Here is an 18236-nt window from a genome sequence, read left to right as displayed (position 1 = left end):
AATGGGAAATACGATTCAATTTTCATAACATTCACAAGGAGTACTTCACTAAATGAGCACTCCTTTTTGTGATACTCTTTTCTACTAGGCTGAATAGTTACGTTCATTTTACTAAAATAGATTTTTTATCAGAAAAAATCACTATTTTTACGATAAAAGTAAAAGGCTACCGCTTTGCGATAGCCTTTTTTACTATTGTTCAAGATGATCATTTGGGTGTCGGATTTCATCAACAAATTCTTTTGCTTTATCAACAATTTTTTTTGCTCCATGTTCAATTTTTTCACCGACATGTTCAATACCTTCTGCTGTTTCATGGATTACTTTTTCAGTGCCCTCAGCAACATTTTTCATTCCTTTAGCAATACCATGAGCCACATCTTCTGCCACATCTTCTGCACCATTAACTACTTTTTTAGCACCATGAGCAATATCTTCTGCAACATTTTTAACTCCATGTGCTGTTGCATGAACTGCTTTATTCGCACCATATTCCACATCTTTAGCTACATTTTCCACACCATGAGCCACTTTTTTTGCTCCGTGTTCAACATCTTCTGCTATGTCTTTGACTTCATGTGCCATTTTATGTGCAACATGTTCGGTACCTTTGACAACTTCTTCACCAAACTCTTCTTGATGAGTTGATTTATTATAGGTAGACATCTTAAATACCTCCTTTAAATCTCAACAATTGTTTCAACTTAATGAAACCAATATTAGTATTCTCAAATTCTCATCAAAATACATTCATTATAGATTTTTCTTCCAAAAATCAATCTTTATTAAAATACATTCCTAAAACTACTATCTTTACTACTCTTTCGTTCCAATTTATCCTTACCTCAAACTTCAGAGACATTCATTTTCATCAAATTGAAGATAATAAGAGAAAATCAAACTAGGTGATATTTATGCGTCAATGTACAGGATGTAAAAAAGAATTGTATCAATTATATCGTGAATCATCATTTGGAACTCCAATTTATGATGATGAGCAGCTATTCAGAGTTCTTTGTTATAAAATTTTACAAACAGGGCTCAATGAAAAAGTGATTGCTAATAAAAAACGTGAGATAGAAAAAGCTTTTGATCAATTTAATATTAAAAAAATCGCTCAATATGATGAGTCTAAAATCTTAGAGTTATTAAATAACAAAAATATGATTCGCCATGAAGGAAAGATACGCGCAATCATTCATAATGCGAACCAAATCATCCGTCTTCAAAATAATTATCAAAGCTTTTCGACTTACTTATGGCAGTTTAGTAAGAATCAAACGTTAAATTATGATATAGACGCTCATTTATTATCGCCATTACAATTTGCTACGATGATTTCTAATGCTTTAAAAAAAGAAAGCTTTAAGTTTGTCGGTCCTAAAACGATCCTAAGCTTCATCCATGAAATAGGAATTATTTATGCTAAAAAAGTTTGTATTTATAAAGAATAGATGTTTTTTATGCGCTTTCAAATGTGTTATAATAACATACATAAGGCATTGGGGGATATTTTTATGTCACATATTAGTTTAGAAGTTAACCATAAACATTTTCGTGATTTATATTTATGTTTTTGTGGAATTCATGATTGCGAACCTTCTCACTCATTTGGTCCTGCCATTCGACCTAATTATTTACTTCACTTCGTTATTAAAGGAAAAGGAAATTATTATTTAAATGATAATTGTTATGAAGTAAAGGAAAATGAATGTTTTTTAATTCGGCCAAATGAACTCACTTTTTACCAAGCAGATAAAGATGACCCTTGGACTTATGTTTGGGTTGGTTTTGATGGGGAAATGGCTCAGAAATATTTAGAGGCAGCAGGTTTTTGTGACGATCGATTAGTTCGCCAATATGAACACTGTGAGGAACTCAAAGACTATGTGACACAAATGCTAAGTTATAATAGTTTAACTCAAGCTAATGAATTAAAATATCAAGGATTATTATATTTATTTTTAGCTAAGTTAGCCGAGTCATCAGATATTAAAGTAACAACCGAGCATAAAAATGAAAATCATTATATTAGTAAAGCGATCGAATTTATTCAAAATAACTATTCTAACTATATTAAAGTAAGTGATATTTCTAATTATTTATGTTTAAATCGTACGTATTTAACATCATTATTTCAAAAATATTTAGGAATGTCTCCCCAACAATTTTTAATTCAATTCCGTATTACGAAAGCGGCTCAGTTACTAGTTGAAACTAATCTTTCAGTTGCTGATATTTCTCGATCTTGTGGATATAATGATTCACTTGCTTTTTCAAAATCATTTAAGAAAATTAAATCATTATCTCCAACAGATTTTCGTCTTCAAATGAAAAAAGTGTAGCTAGACTACACTTTTTTCATTTGAAGACGAAGCACATTTATCAATTAATGAATTAGCTAGATTCACAGCTGGTCCTATTAATACCGTCATTAAAATAGTTCCAATTCCAATTGGTCCTTTTAATAATAGAGCTATAATAATAGCTATTAGATCAATTAAAAGTTTAGCCGTCCCAATTTTCAGTTTAAAAACCTCATTTAAAGCAACGGTAATATCATCATTTGGATTAGCTGGAAATTTCGGTCTTAAATAAATAGCAATTCCAACCGAAGCACAAAAAATGGCTACAGTAAAAATAATAATTTGATGAACAATTGTATCTACAGTAATCATATCTACGACTTTTACCCATCCCTCAGTAAAAATCGCCATAAATATAGCAGTCATTAATGGTTTGAAATTCGGTTTTCCACGACGAATAACTGTTGAAATTATAATAGCCACAAACGCCATGAGAAGAATAATAATCGATAAATTTAATCCTGTACGATCAGCTAAAGCAAAGTTAATAGAGTCTAACGATCCTGTTCCTAATCCTGCCTTTGAACTAAAAGCAACCCCTAGTGTTAATAACACAATACCTCCAACATATTGAACATAATCCATTTTATTTCGTTTCACATCTACACCTTCTTCTTTCCTTTTTATCTATTGTCATTATAAGTCCTGAGCCGAATATAATACATTTCATGATGTTAGATAGGTATGGTTAAATGTCTGTTTTTTAATATCATTTATAAAGCATGTTACTTTCATTACCTTTAGAAATTTAAGGATATTTTAAGAATCACTTGTTATATTAATCTCAGATAAGGCAATCATTAGCGTAGAGATCGTGTCCCCATTCCTAAAAGCTATCATTTAGGCGTTTTCTACCTAGTTTTGTCTTATCTTCTTTATATTAAAAATCAAAAAAAGAGAGAAAATTAAACAGGAGGCGTTTACAATGAAAAAGCAACTGACTTTTTTCATTTCAGCTTTATCAATTTATAGTACATTAATCGGGTGCTCTAAGCAGCAACCTAACACCTCTGATGAGGCAATACAAGAAAATATCGTTGAATCAACGAATCAAGATCATTCAGCTGCCGATACAACGATTGAATTTGGATCAAGTATTACAGTCAATGGAACTGGTGTGACAGTCGATGAAAACATAGTCACTATCACTCAAGGCGGGACTTATAGTTTAAGTGGAACACTAGATGACGGGCAAGTTATTGTGAATGCCGGTGATTTAGATCAAGTTGAAATCTTATTAAATGGTGTTCATTTAACGTCTTCAACAAGTGCTCCTATTTACGTTATGAATGCTGATAAAACGACTTTAACATTAGTTGAAGGAACAGAAAGTGTCATAACGGATGCAGAATCATATGTTTATGAAGATGCAACAGTGGATGAACCAAATGCCGCTATTTTTAGCAAAGATGATTTAAAAATTAATGGAACAGGTTCTTTAATTGTGAATGCAAACTATAACAATGGAATAGCGAGTAAAGATGACTTAGATATCAAAAATGGAGATATTACAATTAACGCTGTTAACAATGGATTAAAAGGAAAAGATTCTATTGAAATTGATAACGGAACCTTTGTGATTAACAGCGGTGGTGACGCTATTAAATCAGATAATACAACAGATACAACTAAAGGATGGATTACAATCAATAATGGAACCTTTAATCTAACTGCAACAGGTGATGGTATTCAAGCTGAAACAGATTTATTAATTAATGGTGGAACTTTTACTATCGAAACAGGTGGTGGTAGTGAAAACAGTAGTTCGAAATCATCGAGTTGGGGCGTTTGGGGAATACCCGGACATGCTCAAACTTCATCTTCTAGTAGTGAAGAAACAACAAGTGCAAAAGCATTAAAAGCAGGTGTTAACTTAACGGTTGAAGATGGAAGCTTTAATATTGACTCTTCCGATGATTCAATTCATACAAACGATAGTATCGTCATTAATGGTGGATCATTCACTATAGCTAGTGGCGATGATGGGATTCATGCGGATACAACACTAGACATTAATGGTGGAACAATCGATATTACAAAATCATATGAAGGATTAGAAAGTACAACGATTACGATAAACGATGGAACAATTCATCTCATCGCAAGTGATGATGGAATTAATGCAGCGGGTGGAAATGATGGTTCTGCCATGAATGGACGTCCTGGACAAAATAACTTCTCATCGACTTCAGGTATGATTTACTTTAATGGTGGATATGTCTATGTCAATGCTTCTGGTGATGGACTTGATGCAAATGGATCGATTGAAATGTCAGGTGGAACCGTTATTGTTGATGGACCAACTGATGGCGGAAATGGTGCATTAGACTATGACGCAACGTTTAATATTAGTGGGGGATTATTAATTGCATCCGGAAGTAATGCTATGCTTCAAACCCCAAGTTCATCATCTAGCCAAAATACAATCGTCGTGAGCAGTAATACTTCAAGTCATACATTGATTAATATTCAAGACAGTACGGGAACAGATTTGATTACTTATGCACCTTCTAAATCATCACAAGTTATTATGATTAGTTCCCCTGAATTTAAAACAGGTGAAACATACACGATTTCAACGGGTGGTACTTCAACTGGAACAGAAATAGATGGCTTATACAAAGGCGGATCATATAGTGGGGGCTCAAATGTAGCGACCTTAACTATCTCAAGCTCTATCACAAGCAATGGAAATTTAAATAATGGTATGGGTGGTCCTGGTGGTATGGGGAGACCTTAAATAACCTTCAAGCAATTAATTAATAAAAAAAGGGTATGAAATCTAGATTTCATACCCTTTTTATTTTGAAGATTTGGATTGCATAAGAAAAGTATCTCATAATAAATATTAAAGCAGTTGTATCAGAGAACGTGTTCTCACCTTCATTTTTATCTACTAAAGAGTTACTGCATTCAGGAACCTTACTCTTCATTTAAAGATGAGATGAATAAATACTAATGATATCAATTATAACTATATAAGTCCAGATAAGTTTTTCACATGGCAAAAACTTTTATCTGGACTATAGGGAGCTTTCGTCTCAAAGCGGTTAAGCAACTAAGAATAATTCAAAATTATAAAATACATTTCTGTTTGTATATAGAAAAAGATAAGCCAATAACAAACAAACTAAAACAACAAAAAAACTTTTATTAAAAACTCTAATAGTCCCCCCTCAAAAAGTAACAGTGGCTTATAATTTATAATAACAAAGCTACATTATCGAAAACTGTTAAAACCAAGAGGCTTCTTAGAATCATATTTCAGCACCTGAAATGACGCCCCCTTTGGGTATATCTTAAATCTCATAAATGAGTAGGACTGATTGTTTAGTTAGGAATAAACAGCTTGAAGAATTTATGTTATTCTCTCTTAGTCAACAGCCACTTAATTACATAGTAAAAGCCAGCAAATTTTCAGAACTTGCTGGCTATATTTTTAAACATATACTTTTTCATTTTGAGCATTTAAAGTTAATGTAATATTTAAGTTTCCATTTCTACATCTTAATTCATCAATTAATTGTTTTTGATTCGCTCCTTCAAGCAATTGAATTGAATAATTTAGTTCAAAAAGAGCACCAAAATCACGAGTACGAATTGTTTCAATATGATAGTTGCTTGAATATTTATTTAAAACTTCATCAAAAATACCTTCATAATTTAAATCTTCTGGGACAATAATTTTTAAATTCATAGCTTTTGTTTTAGGCATTGCAAATTTTGTAGCATCTAATATTAGCATAACTAGTGATAAACAGATAGTAAAAATAACGGCGTATCCAATATAGCCCATCCCACAACATAAACCTACTGCTAAAGTAAAGAAAACATATGCAATATCTTTTGGTTCCCCAGGGGCACTTCTAAATCGAATTAATGAAAAGGCTCCTGCTAAACTAAATGCCCGAGCAACATTATTACCAACTAATAAAATAATGATTGAAATAATAACTGGCAACATAATCAAAGTAATCGTAAAGCTTGGGCTATATCCAGCTTTTTTAGTTGTCCTCATATAAACTAAACTGATCACGAACCCTAAAATGATTGCAGCTGCAATGACAATTAACGTATTAAGTAATGTAAATGAACTTCCATCTGTTGATTGAATAATTGTTTCTAACATGCGATATCTCTCCATTTCTCTTCTATTTCATCCTTATCTTGGGCACAATACTTCATAAATTCTTGACCGTATTTTGAAAAATGAGTATTGTAAATCTCTAATTCTGATAAAATCTTCGTAAACCAAACCGGGATGGCACCTAAAATTTTAACTTCCATTAAATATTGATTTTCTTCAAGAATATCATCCCCATAATATCCCCCTTCAAGTGTTAAATTTTCACGTCTTGTCAGTATTTTTGAATCAAAGGTTAAACGAAATTCCGGATCATCTTTAGCAAAAAATGCTTTACGAGTATAGCCAATATAAACAGATGGCTTTACAGATTCATGACTCAAATAATAAGCTATTTCATTGATGACTTGTTCACTCATATAGTCACATGTTTCAGGTCGTATTCCTTGCTCAACAAAATCTCTTGCTTCCTCTAAAGTTAAAATCACACGGCGTTTATTGACGATTCCATTAATCTTTTTCTTTAATTCTAGAAAAACTTTATCTGTTGGCTTTTTAGGAATTTTATAACTTCTCAACCTTAGCTTTTCCTTATAATAAGGTTTTGAAATTGAATGACGAATGACATCAGAATGAATCGTATCGTAATAAATGTTATAGATGCTGTAGTTCTTTCCATCTAAACAGTGATGATCCGGTTCCATGTAATCTAACAACTGAGGAATTAGTGCATCATATTGTTGATTCGTTAATAAAAATTTTTTCTCATACCGTTTAAATGATTTAATCGCCATTATAATAACCTCCAATTAGATTGAATAAATATCTTATACTTCCATTATATTGATACACCTTAAACCAATCTTAAGGATTGTTAACTTTTTGTTAATTTTAAAAAAATCACCAGTTAAACTGGTGATTTTATTTCATCTTATGTCCCATGACAGATCCTTCACTAATTATTAATTGATCGTCACAAATAGTAATATCATATGCTTTTCCAAATCCTTTAACTAATCGTCCAGATTGGATATTTAATTTAAATATATCAAAATCTAGTTTCTTTAAAACACTCATTATTGATGCCCCATGGCTAGCATCAAATTTTTTAAAGATATCCTCCTCTACTTCTTTCATCAAATCTACCTTACAATTAAAAGAAAGTCGTTCCCTCGCAAAAATATTTTTCGCATCTTTTTCATCTTCAATCAGCATAACTGAACAGTTTGGATTCATTAATAAATGGTGATAATGAGCAGCAGCCTTACTTATATAGATATACAAATCAATTCCATCTCTTATAAATGGTGCATAGCTGATTTCCGGTAATAATTGATGATTTAATGAACTAATCATGAGACTTTTTTGTTCTAATAACTTCTCCATTTTAAGCTCCTATAAACTAATATTTAAAATTTTCTCTATCCAATACAACATCCCTCTAAATCCAATAAAAGGCGTATATGGATAAATCATTATATGATGTAAATTAGGATTGCTTACTTGATGACTAGATTTAGCGGTATAATCCATCTCAATTGTTGCGCCATCACCTAATAGCAGCAATAAAGATTCTTGCTTTAAATACTTCATTCGGTCAAATTCAGTCCCACCTGCTACTAATGGTTCCTCTACCTCTGTCTGATATAAAATCTCAGCTCGATTAACTTCTAATCCTAACTCTTCAAGTAGTTGCTTCATTCCGACTGCAGTATCATAATCACCAAAGACAGCACATTTTTTTGTTTCTTTATAGAAAAAGAATTTTCGTTTCACTGTAAACATTTGTTGTTTAATTTGAGTAACTTCTTCTTCATATTTTTCTTCATTTAATTCATATCCCTCAAATATAGCTAGTTTTTGAATAAATTTCATCGTATTCTCTAACCCATGTAATGAATGATAAATATACGGAATTCCATATGTTTTTTCTAAATACTGTGCAGCCTTTAATGCTTCGCGTCGGACAACAATATTTAAACTAGCGGTTGCAGCATTCTCTAAATCCTCAACGCTAGTTTCACAAGTAAAAACAGCGTTTAATTGTTTATTAAAAAATAAAGTCATCATACGCTTTAGTTCTTCTACATCAGATAAATAATTATATCTATCCATTGTAAATCCTAGAATATTGTATTTCATTGGATCTTTTTGAGCAGGCTTGACTAAATTCTTAACAAGTAATAACAATGTTTGTTCAACACCAATATGATAATGGTGTTTTAATCCCCCTGTTGTTATTGGAATTAATTGAGCACTAACTTTAGACTCTAATTCAAAACAAACACTTTCTACATCTGCTCCAATAATAGATGAAATTGAAGAAGCCATAACAAAAATATATTTTGGTTTAATATTTTCATCAACTTCCATAATTGCTTGTTCGAGACGATCATACTTTCCAAAAGTCACATCACTTTGATCCATATGAGTGGAATAGATATTAGCTTCATGTTTTCCATTTAAACTTCCAATTCCTTCAATTGCATAATGAGTAGTTCCGGCCGGTCCAAATTCAATAACACATGCTCCTTTAATAGATGCCAGTGTCCAAATTGCTCCCATCCGATCATTAGCGATAGGATAATATTTACATAGCTGCATGTATCATTCCTCCCATTGGCATTGATTCCATTTCAAATAACTTAATCATATCCTTCATCATTCCAATTGAAAGTTCATATCCAATTTTTTGTGCATGAACATCAAACGTTATTTGTAACATCCCTTTTTGCTTTAATAACATTGGACTTTCATGACCAACATATAAGTCTGCGCTAATCGTGTCATATAGCTTACGTAATGGGGCAATATTTGCAATACGACTAATATATGGATCATATCCTTTACTTAAAAGGTTGTCTTTAAATTTAATATCTTGATCATATAATTCACGTAATTGAACAAATACAGGAACTAGCCCTAAATCACTTAAGAAATCTACTGTTTCAAATGCCATCATTGGTGTATTCCCATAAATTAATTTCTTCCCTGTTAACAGTGTCTGACATCGATTAAACAATTGATGATATTCTAACTTAACCTGCTCTAGATCTTCTTGTAATGAGATTCCAAATAATCCTTCAATTTGTTTATAATTTTCATCAATAATCTTATGATTTAAGTGTTTATCAAAATAAATATAATCAATATTAAAGCGATGCTTCATTTCTTTTGCTAGGTCAAGAGCAATCATATCAGTCACAATATTTAATTTTGCACGAGGTGCTTCTTTAATTTGTTCAATTGTACATTTTGATGGAATAACTGTATTAATCGTGATTCCATGCTTAGTTAATAACTGCACTAACTCTGTTTCATCTACTTTATCTTGTCGATGTCCTAAAATATTGATACTATCATTTTGAGCACATGGCTGCATTGCTTGTGCAAATGATTTGAGCGTTCGCGACATTCCTGGAATATGAGAATTACATTTAAAATGTTCGGTTTGTACAACAAAAATAGGAATATTACCCTCCTGCTCTAAACTGTACTTAACTCCTGTATAATCTTCTCCAATTAATTCTGGAACACACGTTGTTACTAACATAATCGCATCTGGATTTTCAATTTCAATAATTTCTTTAATTGCTTTTTCAACTTGATTTACTGCACCAAATACAACTTCGTTATCGTCAAGAACTAATGAATAAACACTATCCTTTCCCTTTTGGCGATGATAAGCAAAGTTTTTTGTATAATAAGTGCATTCACTTGTTCCTATAACAACGATTATCATATTTTGAATATATGAGGCAGTTAAAGCAACGCCAAATAGTGGACAATGTGTTCCTGGAAAGATTGCATGTGATAAACTTTTAATATCTTGGTCACTTTGAATCTCACTCAGGCGATTTAAAGTTTCTAATGTATACATACCTTACCCCCTATGCACTTTTAATTGTTTGAATTGGGTGAATACGTGGTTTATTCGAAATAGGATCTAAATCAATCTCACATTGAATTTGATAAACTGATTCAATTGTTTGTTGGTCAATAATTTCATTCGGTGCCCCATCTGAAATAATGGTCCCTTGTTTCATAATAATAAGTCGATTACTGTAGCGACTCGCTTGATTTAATTCATGTAAAACCATCACAACTGTAATATTTAATTTTTTATTAATCTCTTGAATGAGTTCCATTAATTCTAATTGATATGAAATATCTAAATAGGTTGTTGGTTCATCTAGTAATAAAATCGTTGGTTTTTGACATAAAGCTTGTGCAATATAGGCACGTTGTCTCTCTCCACCAGATAATGACCCAATCGGTTTATCTTTATATCGTGTTAACCCTGTTTGTTCAATAGCCCAATCAATAAATAATTTATCCTCTTCACTTTTATGTTCATACCATTTTTTGTGTGGTAGACGTCCATAATAAACAAGTTGTTCAACAGTTAAATCATTTGGTGCCTGATTATGTTGAGATAATAAACAAATTTTTTGAGAAATCAATTTATTTTTTAAATATTTTAATTCAGTTCCTTCTAAATACACCTTACCAGATATCGGACTAATCATACGAGATAATGTTTTTAATAGTGTTGATTTTCCACATCCATTAGGACCAATAATCGAAACAATTTCACCTTGTTTAATTGATAAATTTAAGTTATCAATGATAATTCTATCCTCATATCCTACTTTTAAATCCTTTGCACAAAGCATGACTAGTTCCCTCTCTTTCTTAATAAATATAAGAAAAATGGTCCACCTACAATTGATGTAATAACACCAACTGGGATTTCAATCGATCCCCCAATAGTTCTTGCTAATGTATCTGCAATTAATAAAACAATAGCTCCTAGTACCATACTAAAAGGAATTGTGTATTTATGATCACTTCCCATTAGCAGACGTGCAATGTGAGGAACAATTAATCCAATAAAGCTAATAATTCCAACAACAGCTGTTGAAATAGCTGCTAAAAAAACAGCCACTGCAGAAATAACAAGCCTTGTACGACTTACATTAAATCCTAGATTTTTTGCTGATTCATCACCAAGTTGTAAGACGTTCGCACTACGAATCAAAAATAATGAAAGTCCTAGACCAATTAATGAATAGAGAAACAGCATATCTACGTGTGACCATGTTTTAGTTGCAAGACTTCCGTTTAACCATAAAATCGCACTCTGAATTCTGTCACTAAATAGAGTTGATAATAAAGAAATAAATCCACCTAAAATTGTGTTAATCGCAACACCAGCTAAAACAATGCGCTCTGGTCTTAAACCATTTTTCCACGCCATTATAAATACAAGTGCACATGCAATTGCTCCTCCAACGAAGGCGAATAAGGGTAAAGCGCCTGAAAGTTGAGGCATTAATAACAAAATAATAATTGCTGCCACACTAGCTCCACTTGAAACCCCGGTAATTCCAGGGTCAGCAAGTGGATTTTTCATAACAGATTGTAATAAAACACCAGATACGGCTAAATTAGCGCCAATCAAAACCGCTAAAATATTTCGTGGTAGTCGCATTTTGTAGACAATTGTCATGACCATACTATTATCTTGATGAATTAGCGAACTAATAATTTCACCTAAACTTAAGTTGACACTTCCAATAGTTGAAAATAATACCACTAAAATTACTAAAACAAGTGCTGTTCCTCCAATAATAAGATATTTTCTATCTAAACTCATGATTAGTTACCATAAAAAATTTCTCCAAGTGTTTCAATTGCCGTTGTAATTTCTAAATTTGCTGACACATTGAAAATCGTTGGATCTAAATCATAAACTTTTCCACTCTTTACAGCATCTAATTGTTGATAAGCTTCATTACTGTCAAATGCTGCATCAAACATTTTCGCTGTTTCTTCAATGTTTCCGTGTGCAAAACGTAATACATAGTCAGGATTCTCAGCTAAAATTTGTTCTAAGCTAAATTGAACATAGGCTGAACTCATATCTCCTTCAAGTTTTGATGTAATATTTGTTGCACCTAATGTCTTCACTAAATCTCCTAAATATGAAGTATCTGTAGCTAGCATAAAGTTCTCACCTGCTCCAAAAATTACAGCAACTGTTGGCGAGTTATCCCCTTTTTTCTCTAAAGCTTTTGTAACTGATGCTTCAATTCCACTAACTAGCTTTTTAGCCTCATCCTCACGATTAATCTCTACTCCTAATTGTTTAATGCTATTTGTAAAATCAGAATAACTTCCTGTTTCAAAAAAGAAAGTATTTAATCCATATTGTGATAAACTCTCTTCTACACTAGCTTGAAAATTAGAATCCATAACAAATAAATCCGGCTCTAATGAAGCAACTATTTCTAAATCTGGGCTCATTGCTTGACCGACCTCTGGTAAATCAGCATACTGTGCTGGTAAAGGTTGTGATGTAGTTGGTACCCCTACTACCTCAGCATCTAATTCCGCTAACACATTCGTTGCAGATACAGTTGCAGACACAACTTTTATTGCCTCAGCTGGAGTTTCTTCTTGAACTGCTTGATCTGGTTGTGGATTTTCTGTTGATTGATCAACAGCTTGCCCTCCATTTTGACAACCAACTAACATCATCCCTGCTACTAACATCATACTTAATAAATTTTTAACTTTCATTTTCTCTTCCTCCTGTTTTTTTTTCTTAATTAAGCGATTATTTTCTTTGCTAACTCTAAATACACACTTGCCATCTCACAGCTACTCTCTTTTTCAATAACGGTTTTTCCATCATTTTCCGATAACTGTACAACTTTATCACGTGGAATATAGTGATAAATTGTTGAATTTATTTCAGTAGCTAACTTCTGAACAAGCTCATATTCATTCTCCACATTTTTAGCATTTAAAATTAATCCTTTTAAAGAGGCATAACCTCGATTTTTAAATTGGTTAACTGCTGTTGAAATATTACTTGCAGCATACATCGACATCATTTCCCCCGAGGTCACAATATAAACCTCATCAGCATATCCATTACGAATTGGCATCGAGAATCCACCACAAACAACATCACCTAGCACATCATAAATAACGATATCTGGCTGGTAAACTTCAAATGCATTTAATTCAGCTAATTTTTCAAAGGCAGCAATAATTCCTCTTCCTGCACAACCAACCCCTGGAGTAGGTCCGCCAGCTTCAACACATAACACCCCATTAAATCCTTCAAAAACAATATCTTCTAATGTAATGTTATCCCCTTTTTTATTCATTACTTCTAAAACAGTTGGTATAAAATTTCCTCCCATTAAATTTTTAGTTGAATCTGCTTTGGGATCACATCCAATCTGCATAACTTTGAGCCCCAACATAGATAATGCAGCCGATAAGTTAGATGTCGTTGTTGACTTTCCAATCCCACCTTTTCCGTAAATTGCTAATTTTCTCATTGCTTTTCTCCTTTATTTGTAACATAATAGAGTTATCAATTGATAACCATTATCAATGAATATATTATAGTCAATAATGAAACTGAATGCTTAAACTATATATTGTTTTTCTATAACGATATTCGCTTCCTTCACTAAATCTATTTCAATACAGGAGATGAAATTTATGAAATCAATTGAAAATGTATTACTAGATTTTTATACTTGTGTCCACATCCCCGTACAATTTCTCGATCAAACCTTTAACTCTATTTTTAATATTGATATTCAGGAGTCTATAAAAGATTTTATTAACTCAACTTCTTTGTACCACGATCTCAAACAAGGAATAGATGCTTTAACCACACTGACTTATTTTGAAAATATCCATTTTATTGTTCTTCCTTTGCAAAATTATCGCCAACTAACAGGTTATTTTATTGCGGGTCCTTTTCAATCTATTAATCTAGGTAAGGACAATCAATTCGCTTATAAACCTTTTGATTGCCTCTCTTATCTTGGAAAGCTATTTGAAAATATTATGAGGCAACATTTATTTTCAGCCCCTAAATTTAACACCTATGTTCGAGAAGGAATTTACTATATTCATAAAAATTATGACAAAAACATTACACTGACAGATGTATGTAAAGATTTAAACGTAAATAAAAGTTATTTTTGTTGTATTTTTAAAAACGAGACAGGAATGACCTTCTCAAAATTTTTGAATCGACTACGCATCGAAAAAAGTAAGCAATATCTAATTCAAAATAATGAGTCGATTTTATCAATTGCACTTGCTGTTGGATTTAATAACCACAACTACTATACAATGATGTTTAAAAAATTAACGGGATTTACTCCAATTGAATTTCGTCAACAACATCAAATAAAAAAAGAAGCTCTCTCCTAATAGAAGCTTCTTTTTTTGCATCTTCATTACTGTCTATTATCTAACAATTCATTGGGTAACATGTTTTGTAGTTCATCTACTAACTGATTCATTGTCTTTAATACAACTTCATCATTAATTCCTATATTTCTAATTAATTGCTCAATTTGTTTCTGAGCGTCAGGTGGATAAATAGGACAAGAATGCTCAATAATTGACAGTAATCGTTTCTCACCCGGATGCAGCATTTCATTAATTGCGAATATAATATCATAATAGCTAGCTAAAAATGCAGTCACTCGGTGATTCAGACTATTTAAATCTTGTCGCTTAATCGCCTTTTCGACTTGATGATAGTAAGATGAAAAAGCATCTCTTAAAATCGGATAATTCATGTTAATAATATTTTGTTTGAGTTGATGTGGATAGCGTCGATGATACTCTTTTTGTAACTGTTTGAGTAAGCCATTACGATCATATAAAAGCTTAGCATTAACAACATTATGAACAAAACAAGTTGTATACCCTGTACTAGCATGATACTCATTCATCACCGAATGAAGGTTATTCACAATGTCTTCTAAATTAAATAGACAAATATCTATATCAATGTTAAAATCTCTTAAAATATATTCATCAGAACTTCCAAAAAACTCATTTCCAATTTCCATTTGATCAGCAAATTTTAATGCGATGCTACGACGTTTCTCAATTGAAATTGGGCATGTAATAAATAAATCCAGATCAATATCAGATTGCTGATCATTTCGGCCTGCTGCTCGTGAACCAGCTAATGTAATGGCCTCCACTTCATCAAGTTTCTTATATTCTGAAATAATTTCCTTTATTATCTCTTCCATCCTATCCCTCCTACTTACATTATACGAACTGATTGAACATAAAATGAGCATAATCAATTTTTGAGGTGAGAATATGAAAAGTAAAAAGCAACTACGCCAAGAAATTATCTCTCAACGTCTCCAATTAAGTGCAACTGAAATCTTAGAAAAAAGTAAACAAATCCAACAAAAGGTCTGCCATCATCCTTCTTTTTTGAATGCACCAATCGTTTATACTTACATCGATTATCGTCATGAAGTATCCACAAGATTAATCATCGAAACAGCCTGGAAATTGAATAAAATCATTGCTGTCCCTAAAATTATTGAAGGTGAAATGAAATTTTATCAGATTCACACCTTTGATGATTTAGCAACTGGTACATTTGGAATATTAGAGCCTGTGACGAATGAGTGTATCTCTAATAACGAGGGTCTTATGATTATGCCAGGTGTCGTATTTGATATTAATTGTCATCGAATTGGTTATGGAAAAGGTTTTTATGATCGTTATTTAAATCGTTATCCTACTTTAGATAAAATCGCACTAGCATTTGATTTACAAATCGTTGATCAAATAGAAACCGAATCACACGATGTAAATCCGCAATTTGTCATAACAGAATCACAAATTTATTATAAAAAAAAGGAATAAGACATTTCATGTCCTACTCCCTAATTTTAATTTAATTTTAAATAATCCGTAGCAAAGTCTATCAATGATCGATAATCTAGTAAGAAGCAACTTCCTCCACCAACTGAATACTTTTGTACATTAGTTATTTGTTCATAAGCCGCTCCTAGCTCATTAAATTGACTAGAATCTAACGCTAAATCTTCAAACTCTACTAATGCACGTTTTCCATTTTCAAGAATTACTGCTTCATGAGTTGTTTTTGTACGACAATTAGCTAAATATTCAGCTAAATGAAGTGCTGTTAACTGAGTATAATCTACACCTAAACATAAAATTTTGGCATCTTGTGCATATAATTTTTGTAACGGTGAATTTTCCCCAAACATTGATTGTAATTGATGATTAGCCATAAACCAATCTGCTTTTCTTCCTGACGCTAAATAAGAAGCAATTGGATGTTCACTTCGACAAACGTTTCGATTTCTTGCGAAAGTTTCTGAAACATCTCCTGCTAAAATCGGTGACACTTCCGAATCAAAGGCTGGTGTGTGTTTATAAATAGTCGATTTCCATTTCTTTGGTAATGATTCATCAAAGAAAGTTGGACATGTTTGGTTAATTGAATGAGCCGGCATAATAATCGTTGTATGATAACCTGCCACCTCATAGATTGCTTCGATAATGGTTTGTGCTCCACCAATAACGTAATCAAATGATTTTAAATCTGTATAAACAATTAATAACTCTTCACTAGCAAGATTTAATTGTTTTAAAAGCTTTAACCAATCTGCCTTTGTCACTGGCTTTGTTGTTTTACTAATTACGTCTGTCGATTTCATGATGACTCCATCCTTCCCTTGTGATGATATGATTAAAATACCATCACCTTTAATTCTCTTCTCTTCTAAATCTTAATCCATCGATAAGTTTAGCTAATACCCCACTGCTAACTTATTACTGTTATTTTACATAAAAACTTTTTAATTGAAAAGAGTCTAATTACTCACAATTTTTGGAGATGTACTTGATGAGCGGTCCCTTCTCCACCGACTGGACTTAAACTTGGGATACCATTTGAATAATTAATATCAAAAGCTTGTCCAAATCCTTTGACTAATCGCCCTTTTTTTAATGTTAATTTGAAGAATCCAAAATCCATGGTACGAAGACGCTCAATCATTTTATGATCATGGGCTTCTTTAAACCATTCATAAACTTCCTCCTCCTCTTCTACTAAAGTAGCAGAAGCAACAAAAGAGACGCGTTGTCTTGCAAAAATATTTTTTGCCTCATGTTCATCTTCGATAATCATAATAGCGCAGGCTGGATTAGCCACTAGATTATGATAATGTTCTGCTGTTTGACTAATATAGATGTAGATATCATGGCCTCTCATAATATAGGGCGCATAACTAATGAATGGACTGTGATTACTCGTTAATGTACTTAACATTAATGTCTTTTGACGTGCTAATAATTCTTCCATTTAATTATCACCTTTCTTTAGTTCATCACTTCTTATTAGCCTCGCACATGTTTTTGATTAATCTGGATGACTTTCTCCACACGTGTTGTATATTTTTTGATGTTCGATAAATAGTCAGTAGAGAGCTAGGTCTTAACAATCTCGAGAGCAAGGGCCTAGCTAATAAATTTACCATCAAGGCAAATAACGTTGGGATTTGAATGCGAACGTGCCAAGCTCGTACAAAAGGGATCTTGGCAGACAGCTGCAAAAATTCCAGGAAGTTTATTTACAATCATTGCACTTCCATAGCCTAAGCCGTCTACTAAAATTTTACGCTCTACTTGCCCTTCACTAACAGCCACTGAAGCGGGATAAACGTAATCTGGTAAATCACATGATTCTTCATGATTCGTTTCAAAATCAATAACCTCATGTCCTTCATTTTGTAAATAGATTTTAATCTCTTCTTTTAATTCGATACCTGCATGATCACAGGCCATCCCTATCTTCATAAAAACACCTCACTTTAATTTCTGTCTTAGACTTTGTATTTTACAAACTTTTATACAAAAAAAGAGCCGGATTCAATCCGACTCTCATCTATTCATGAAAA

20 protein-coding genes are annotated in these 18236 nt (G+C 32.3%); 5 read left to right on the top strand and 15 right to left on the bottom strand.

The window, feature by feature from the left end:
* Positions 1 to 192: 192 nt before the first annotated feature.
* Positions 193 to 666, bottom strand: a complete 474-nt coding sequence (locus NEH75_RS05150) for a hypothetical protein (protein WP_055277460.1) — start codon at positions 664 to 666, stop codon at positions 193 to 195.
* 248 nt (positions 667 to 914) lie between these two features.
* Here NEH75_RS05150 and NEH75_RS05145 point away from each other — a divergent pair, with 248 nt between their 5' ends.
* Positions 915 to 1454: a DNA-3-methyladenine glycosylase I gene (locus NEH75_RS05145; RefSeq protein WP_055245167.1), complete on the top strand. Its 540-nt coding sequence runs from the start codon at positions 915 to 917 to the stop codon at positions 1452 to 1454.
* Between the two features lie 63 nt (positions 1455 to 1517).
* On the top strand, positions 1518 to 2345 hold the full coding sequence (locus NEH75_RS05140; RefSeq protein WP_055245165.1) for an AraC family transcriptional regulator: 828 nt from the start codon (positions 1518 to 1520) through the stop codon (positions 2343 to 2345).
* On the opposite strand, the gene NEH75_RS05135 is transcribed toward NEH75_RS05140, so the two are convergent.
* Positions 2346 to 2966: a YczE/YyaS/YitT family protein gene (locus NEH75_RS05135; RefSeq protein ID WP_055277411.1), complete on the bottom strand. Its 621-nt coding sequence runs from the start codon at positions 2964 to 2966 to the stop codon at positions 2346 to 2348.
* Between the two features lie 325 nt (positions 2967 to 3291).
* Between NEH75_RS05135 and NEH75_RS05130 the strand changes: the two genes are divergently transcribed.
* The gene (locus tag NEH75_RS05130) at positions 3292 to 5106 is read left to right on the top strand and encodes a carbohydrate-binding domain-containing protein (protein ID WP_055305413.1); all 1815 of its coding nucleotides are present in this window, start codon (positions 3292 to 3294) and stop codon (positions 5104 to 5106) included.
* Positions 5107 to 5805: 699 nt separating this feature from the next.
* On the opposite strand, the gene NEH75_RS05125 is transcribed toward NEH75_RS05130, so the two are convergent.
* The 9 genes from NEH75_RS05125 to NEH75_RS05085 all read right to left on the bottom strand — a co-directional run bounded on the left by NEH75_RS05125 (position 5806) and on the right by NEH75_RS05085 (position 13808).
* Positions 5806 to 6495: a DUF4956 domain-containing protein gene (locus tag NEH75_RS05125; RefSeq protein WP_055305414.1), complete on the bottom strand. Its 690-nt coding sequence runs from the start codon at positions 6493 to 6495 to the stop codon at positions 5806 to 5808.
* Positions 6489 to 7244 carry a polyphosphate polymerase domain-containing protein gene (locus NEH75_RS05120; protein ID WP_262948603.1) on the bottom strand — a complete coding sequence of 252 codons (756 nt, stop codon included), beginning with the start codon at positions 7242 to 7244 and terminating at the stop codon, positions 6489 to 6491. The genes NEH75_RS05125 and NEH75_RS05120 overlap by 7 nt, the downstream gene beginning before the upstream one ends.
* Before the next feature lie 127 nt (positions 7245 to 7371).
* Entirely contained in the window at positions 7372 to 7836 is a 465-nt protein-coding gene (locus tag NEH75_RS05115; RefSeq protein ID WP_055305416.1) for a HugZ family protein, read from the bottom strand.
* 9 nt (positions 7837 to 7845) lie between these two features.
* Positions 7846 to 9054 (bottom strand): nitrogenase component 1, encoded by a 1209-nt coding sequence (locus tag NEH75_RS05110; protein WP_055305417.1) that lies wholly within the window; start codon positions 9052 to 9054, stop codon positions 7846 to 7848.
* Positions 9041 to 10330, bottom strand: coding sequence for a nitrogenase component 1 (locus NEH75_RS05105; RefSeq protein ID WP_055305418.1), 1290 nt, complete (start codon positions 10328 to 10330; stop codon positions 9041 to 9043). Before NEH75_RS05105 ends, NEH75_RS05110 begins: the two co-directional genes overlap by 14 nt.
* A 10-nt stretch (positions 10331 to 10340) precedes the next feature.
* Positions 10341 to 11126: an ABC transporter ATP-binding protein gene (locus NEH75_RS05100; protein ID WP_055305419.1), complete on the bottom strand. Its 786-nt coding sequence runs from the start codon at positions 11124 to 11126 to the stop codon at positions 10341 to 10343.
* 2 nt (positions 11127 to 11128) lie between these two features.
* A complete protein-coding gene (locus NEH75_RS05095) occupies positions 11129 to 12109 on the bottom strand; it encodes a FecCD family ABC transporter permease (RefSeq protein WP_055305420.1) in 981 nt (326 codons plus the stop codon).
* A 2-nt stretch (positions 12110 to 12111) separates the two neighbouring features.
* Positions 12112 to 13035, bottom strand: a complete 924-nt coding sequence (locus tag NEH75_RS05090; protein ID WP_055305421.1) for an ABC transporter substrate-binding protein — start codon at positions 13033 to 13035, stop codon at positions 12112 to 12114.
* Positions 13036 to 13064: 29 nt separating this feature from the next.
* Positions 13065 to 13808 (bottom strand): AAA family ATPase, encoded by a 744-nt coding sequence (locus NEH75_RS05085; RefSeq protein ID WP_055305422.1) that lies wholly within the window; start codon positions 13806 to 13808, stop codon positions 13065 to 13067.
* A 166-nt stretch (positions 13809 to 13974) separates the two neighbouring features.
* Between NEH75_RS05085 and NEH75_RS05080 the strand changes: the two genes are divergently transcribed.
* Positions 13975 to 14700, top strand: a complete 726-nt coding sequence (locus tag NEH75_RS05080; RefSeq protein ID WP_055305423.1) for a helix-turn-helix transcriptional regulator — start codon at positions 13975 to 13977, stop codon at positions 14698 to 14700.
* 26 nt (positions 14701 to 14726) lie between these two features.
* Here NEH75_RS05080 and NEH75_RS05075 read toward each other — a convergent pair whose 3' ends face one another.
* Entirely contained in the window at positions 14727 to 15539 is an 813-nt protein-coding gene (locus NEH75_RS05075) for a DUF4037 domain-containing protein (protein ID WP_055277405.1), read from the bottom strand.
* A gap of 73 nt (positions 15540 to 15612) precedes the next feature.
* On the opposite strand from NEH75_RS05075, the gene NEH75_RS05070 reads away from it, so the two are divergent.
* The gene (locus NEH75_RS05070) at positions 15613 to 16173 is read left to right on the top strand and encodes a 5-formyltetrahydrofolate cyclo-ligase (protein WP_055241810.1); all 561 of its coding nucleotides are present in this window, start codon (positions 15613 to 15615) and stop codon (positions 16171 to 16173) included.
* A gap of 26 nt (positions 16174 to 16199) precedes the next feature.
* Here NEH75_RS05070 and NEH75_RS05065 read toward each other — a convergent pair whose 3' ends face one another.
* From NEH75_RS05065 to NEH75_RS05055, 3 genes are all read right to left on the bottom strand, one after another.
* Entirely contained in the window at positions 16200 to 16994 is a 795-nt protein-coding gene (locus NEH75_RS05065; protein ID WP_238581287.1) for an aminoglycoside N(3)-acetyltransferase, read from the bottom strand.
* A gap of 164 nt (positions 16995 to 17158) precedes the next feature.
* Positions 17159 to 17641, bottom strand: coding sequence for a HugZ family protein (locus tag NEH75_RS05060; RefSeq protein WP_070099786.1), 483 nt, complete (start codon positions 17639 to 17641; stop codon positions 17159 to 17161).
* A 155-nt stretch (positions 17642 to 17796) separates the two neighbouring features.
* On the bottom strand, positions 17797 to 18135 hold the full coding sequence (locus tag NEH75_RS05055) for an RpiB/LacA/LacB family sugar-phosphate isomerase (protein ID WP_237252623.1): 339 nt from the start codon (positions 18133 to 18135) through the stop codon (positions 17797 to 17799).
* Positions 18136 to 18236 lie beyond the last annotated feature (101 nt).

The sequence above is a fragment of the Turicibacter sp. T129 genome (assembly GCF_025594975.1).
GTDB lineage: Bacteria > Bacillota_I > Bacilli_A > MOL361 > Turicibacteraceae > Turicibacter > Turicibacter bilis.
Note: the sequence above shows the minus strand (reverse complement) of the source record. Positions and strands in the feature narration are given on the sequence as shown.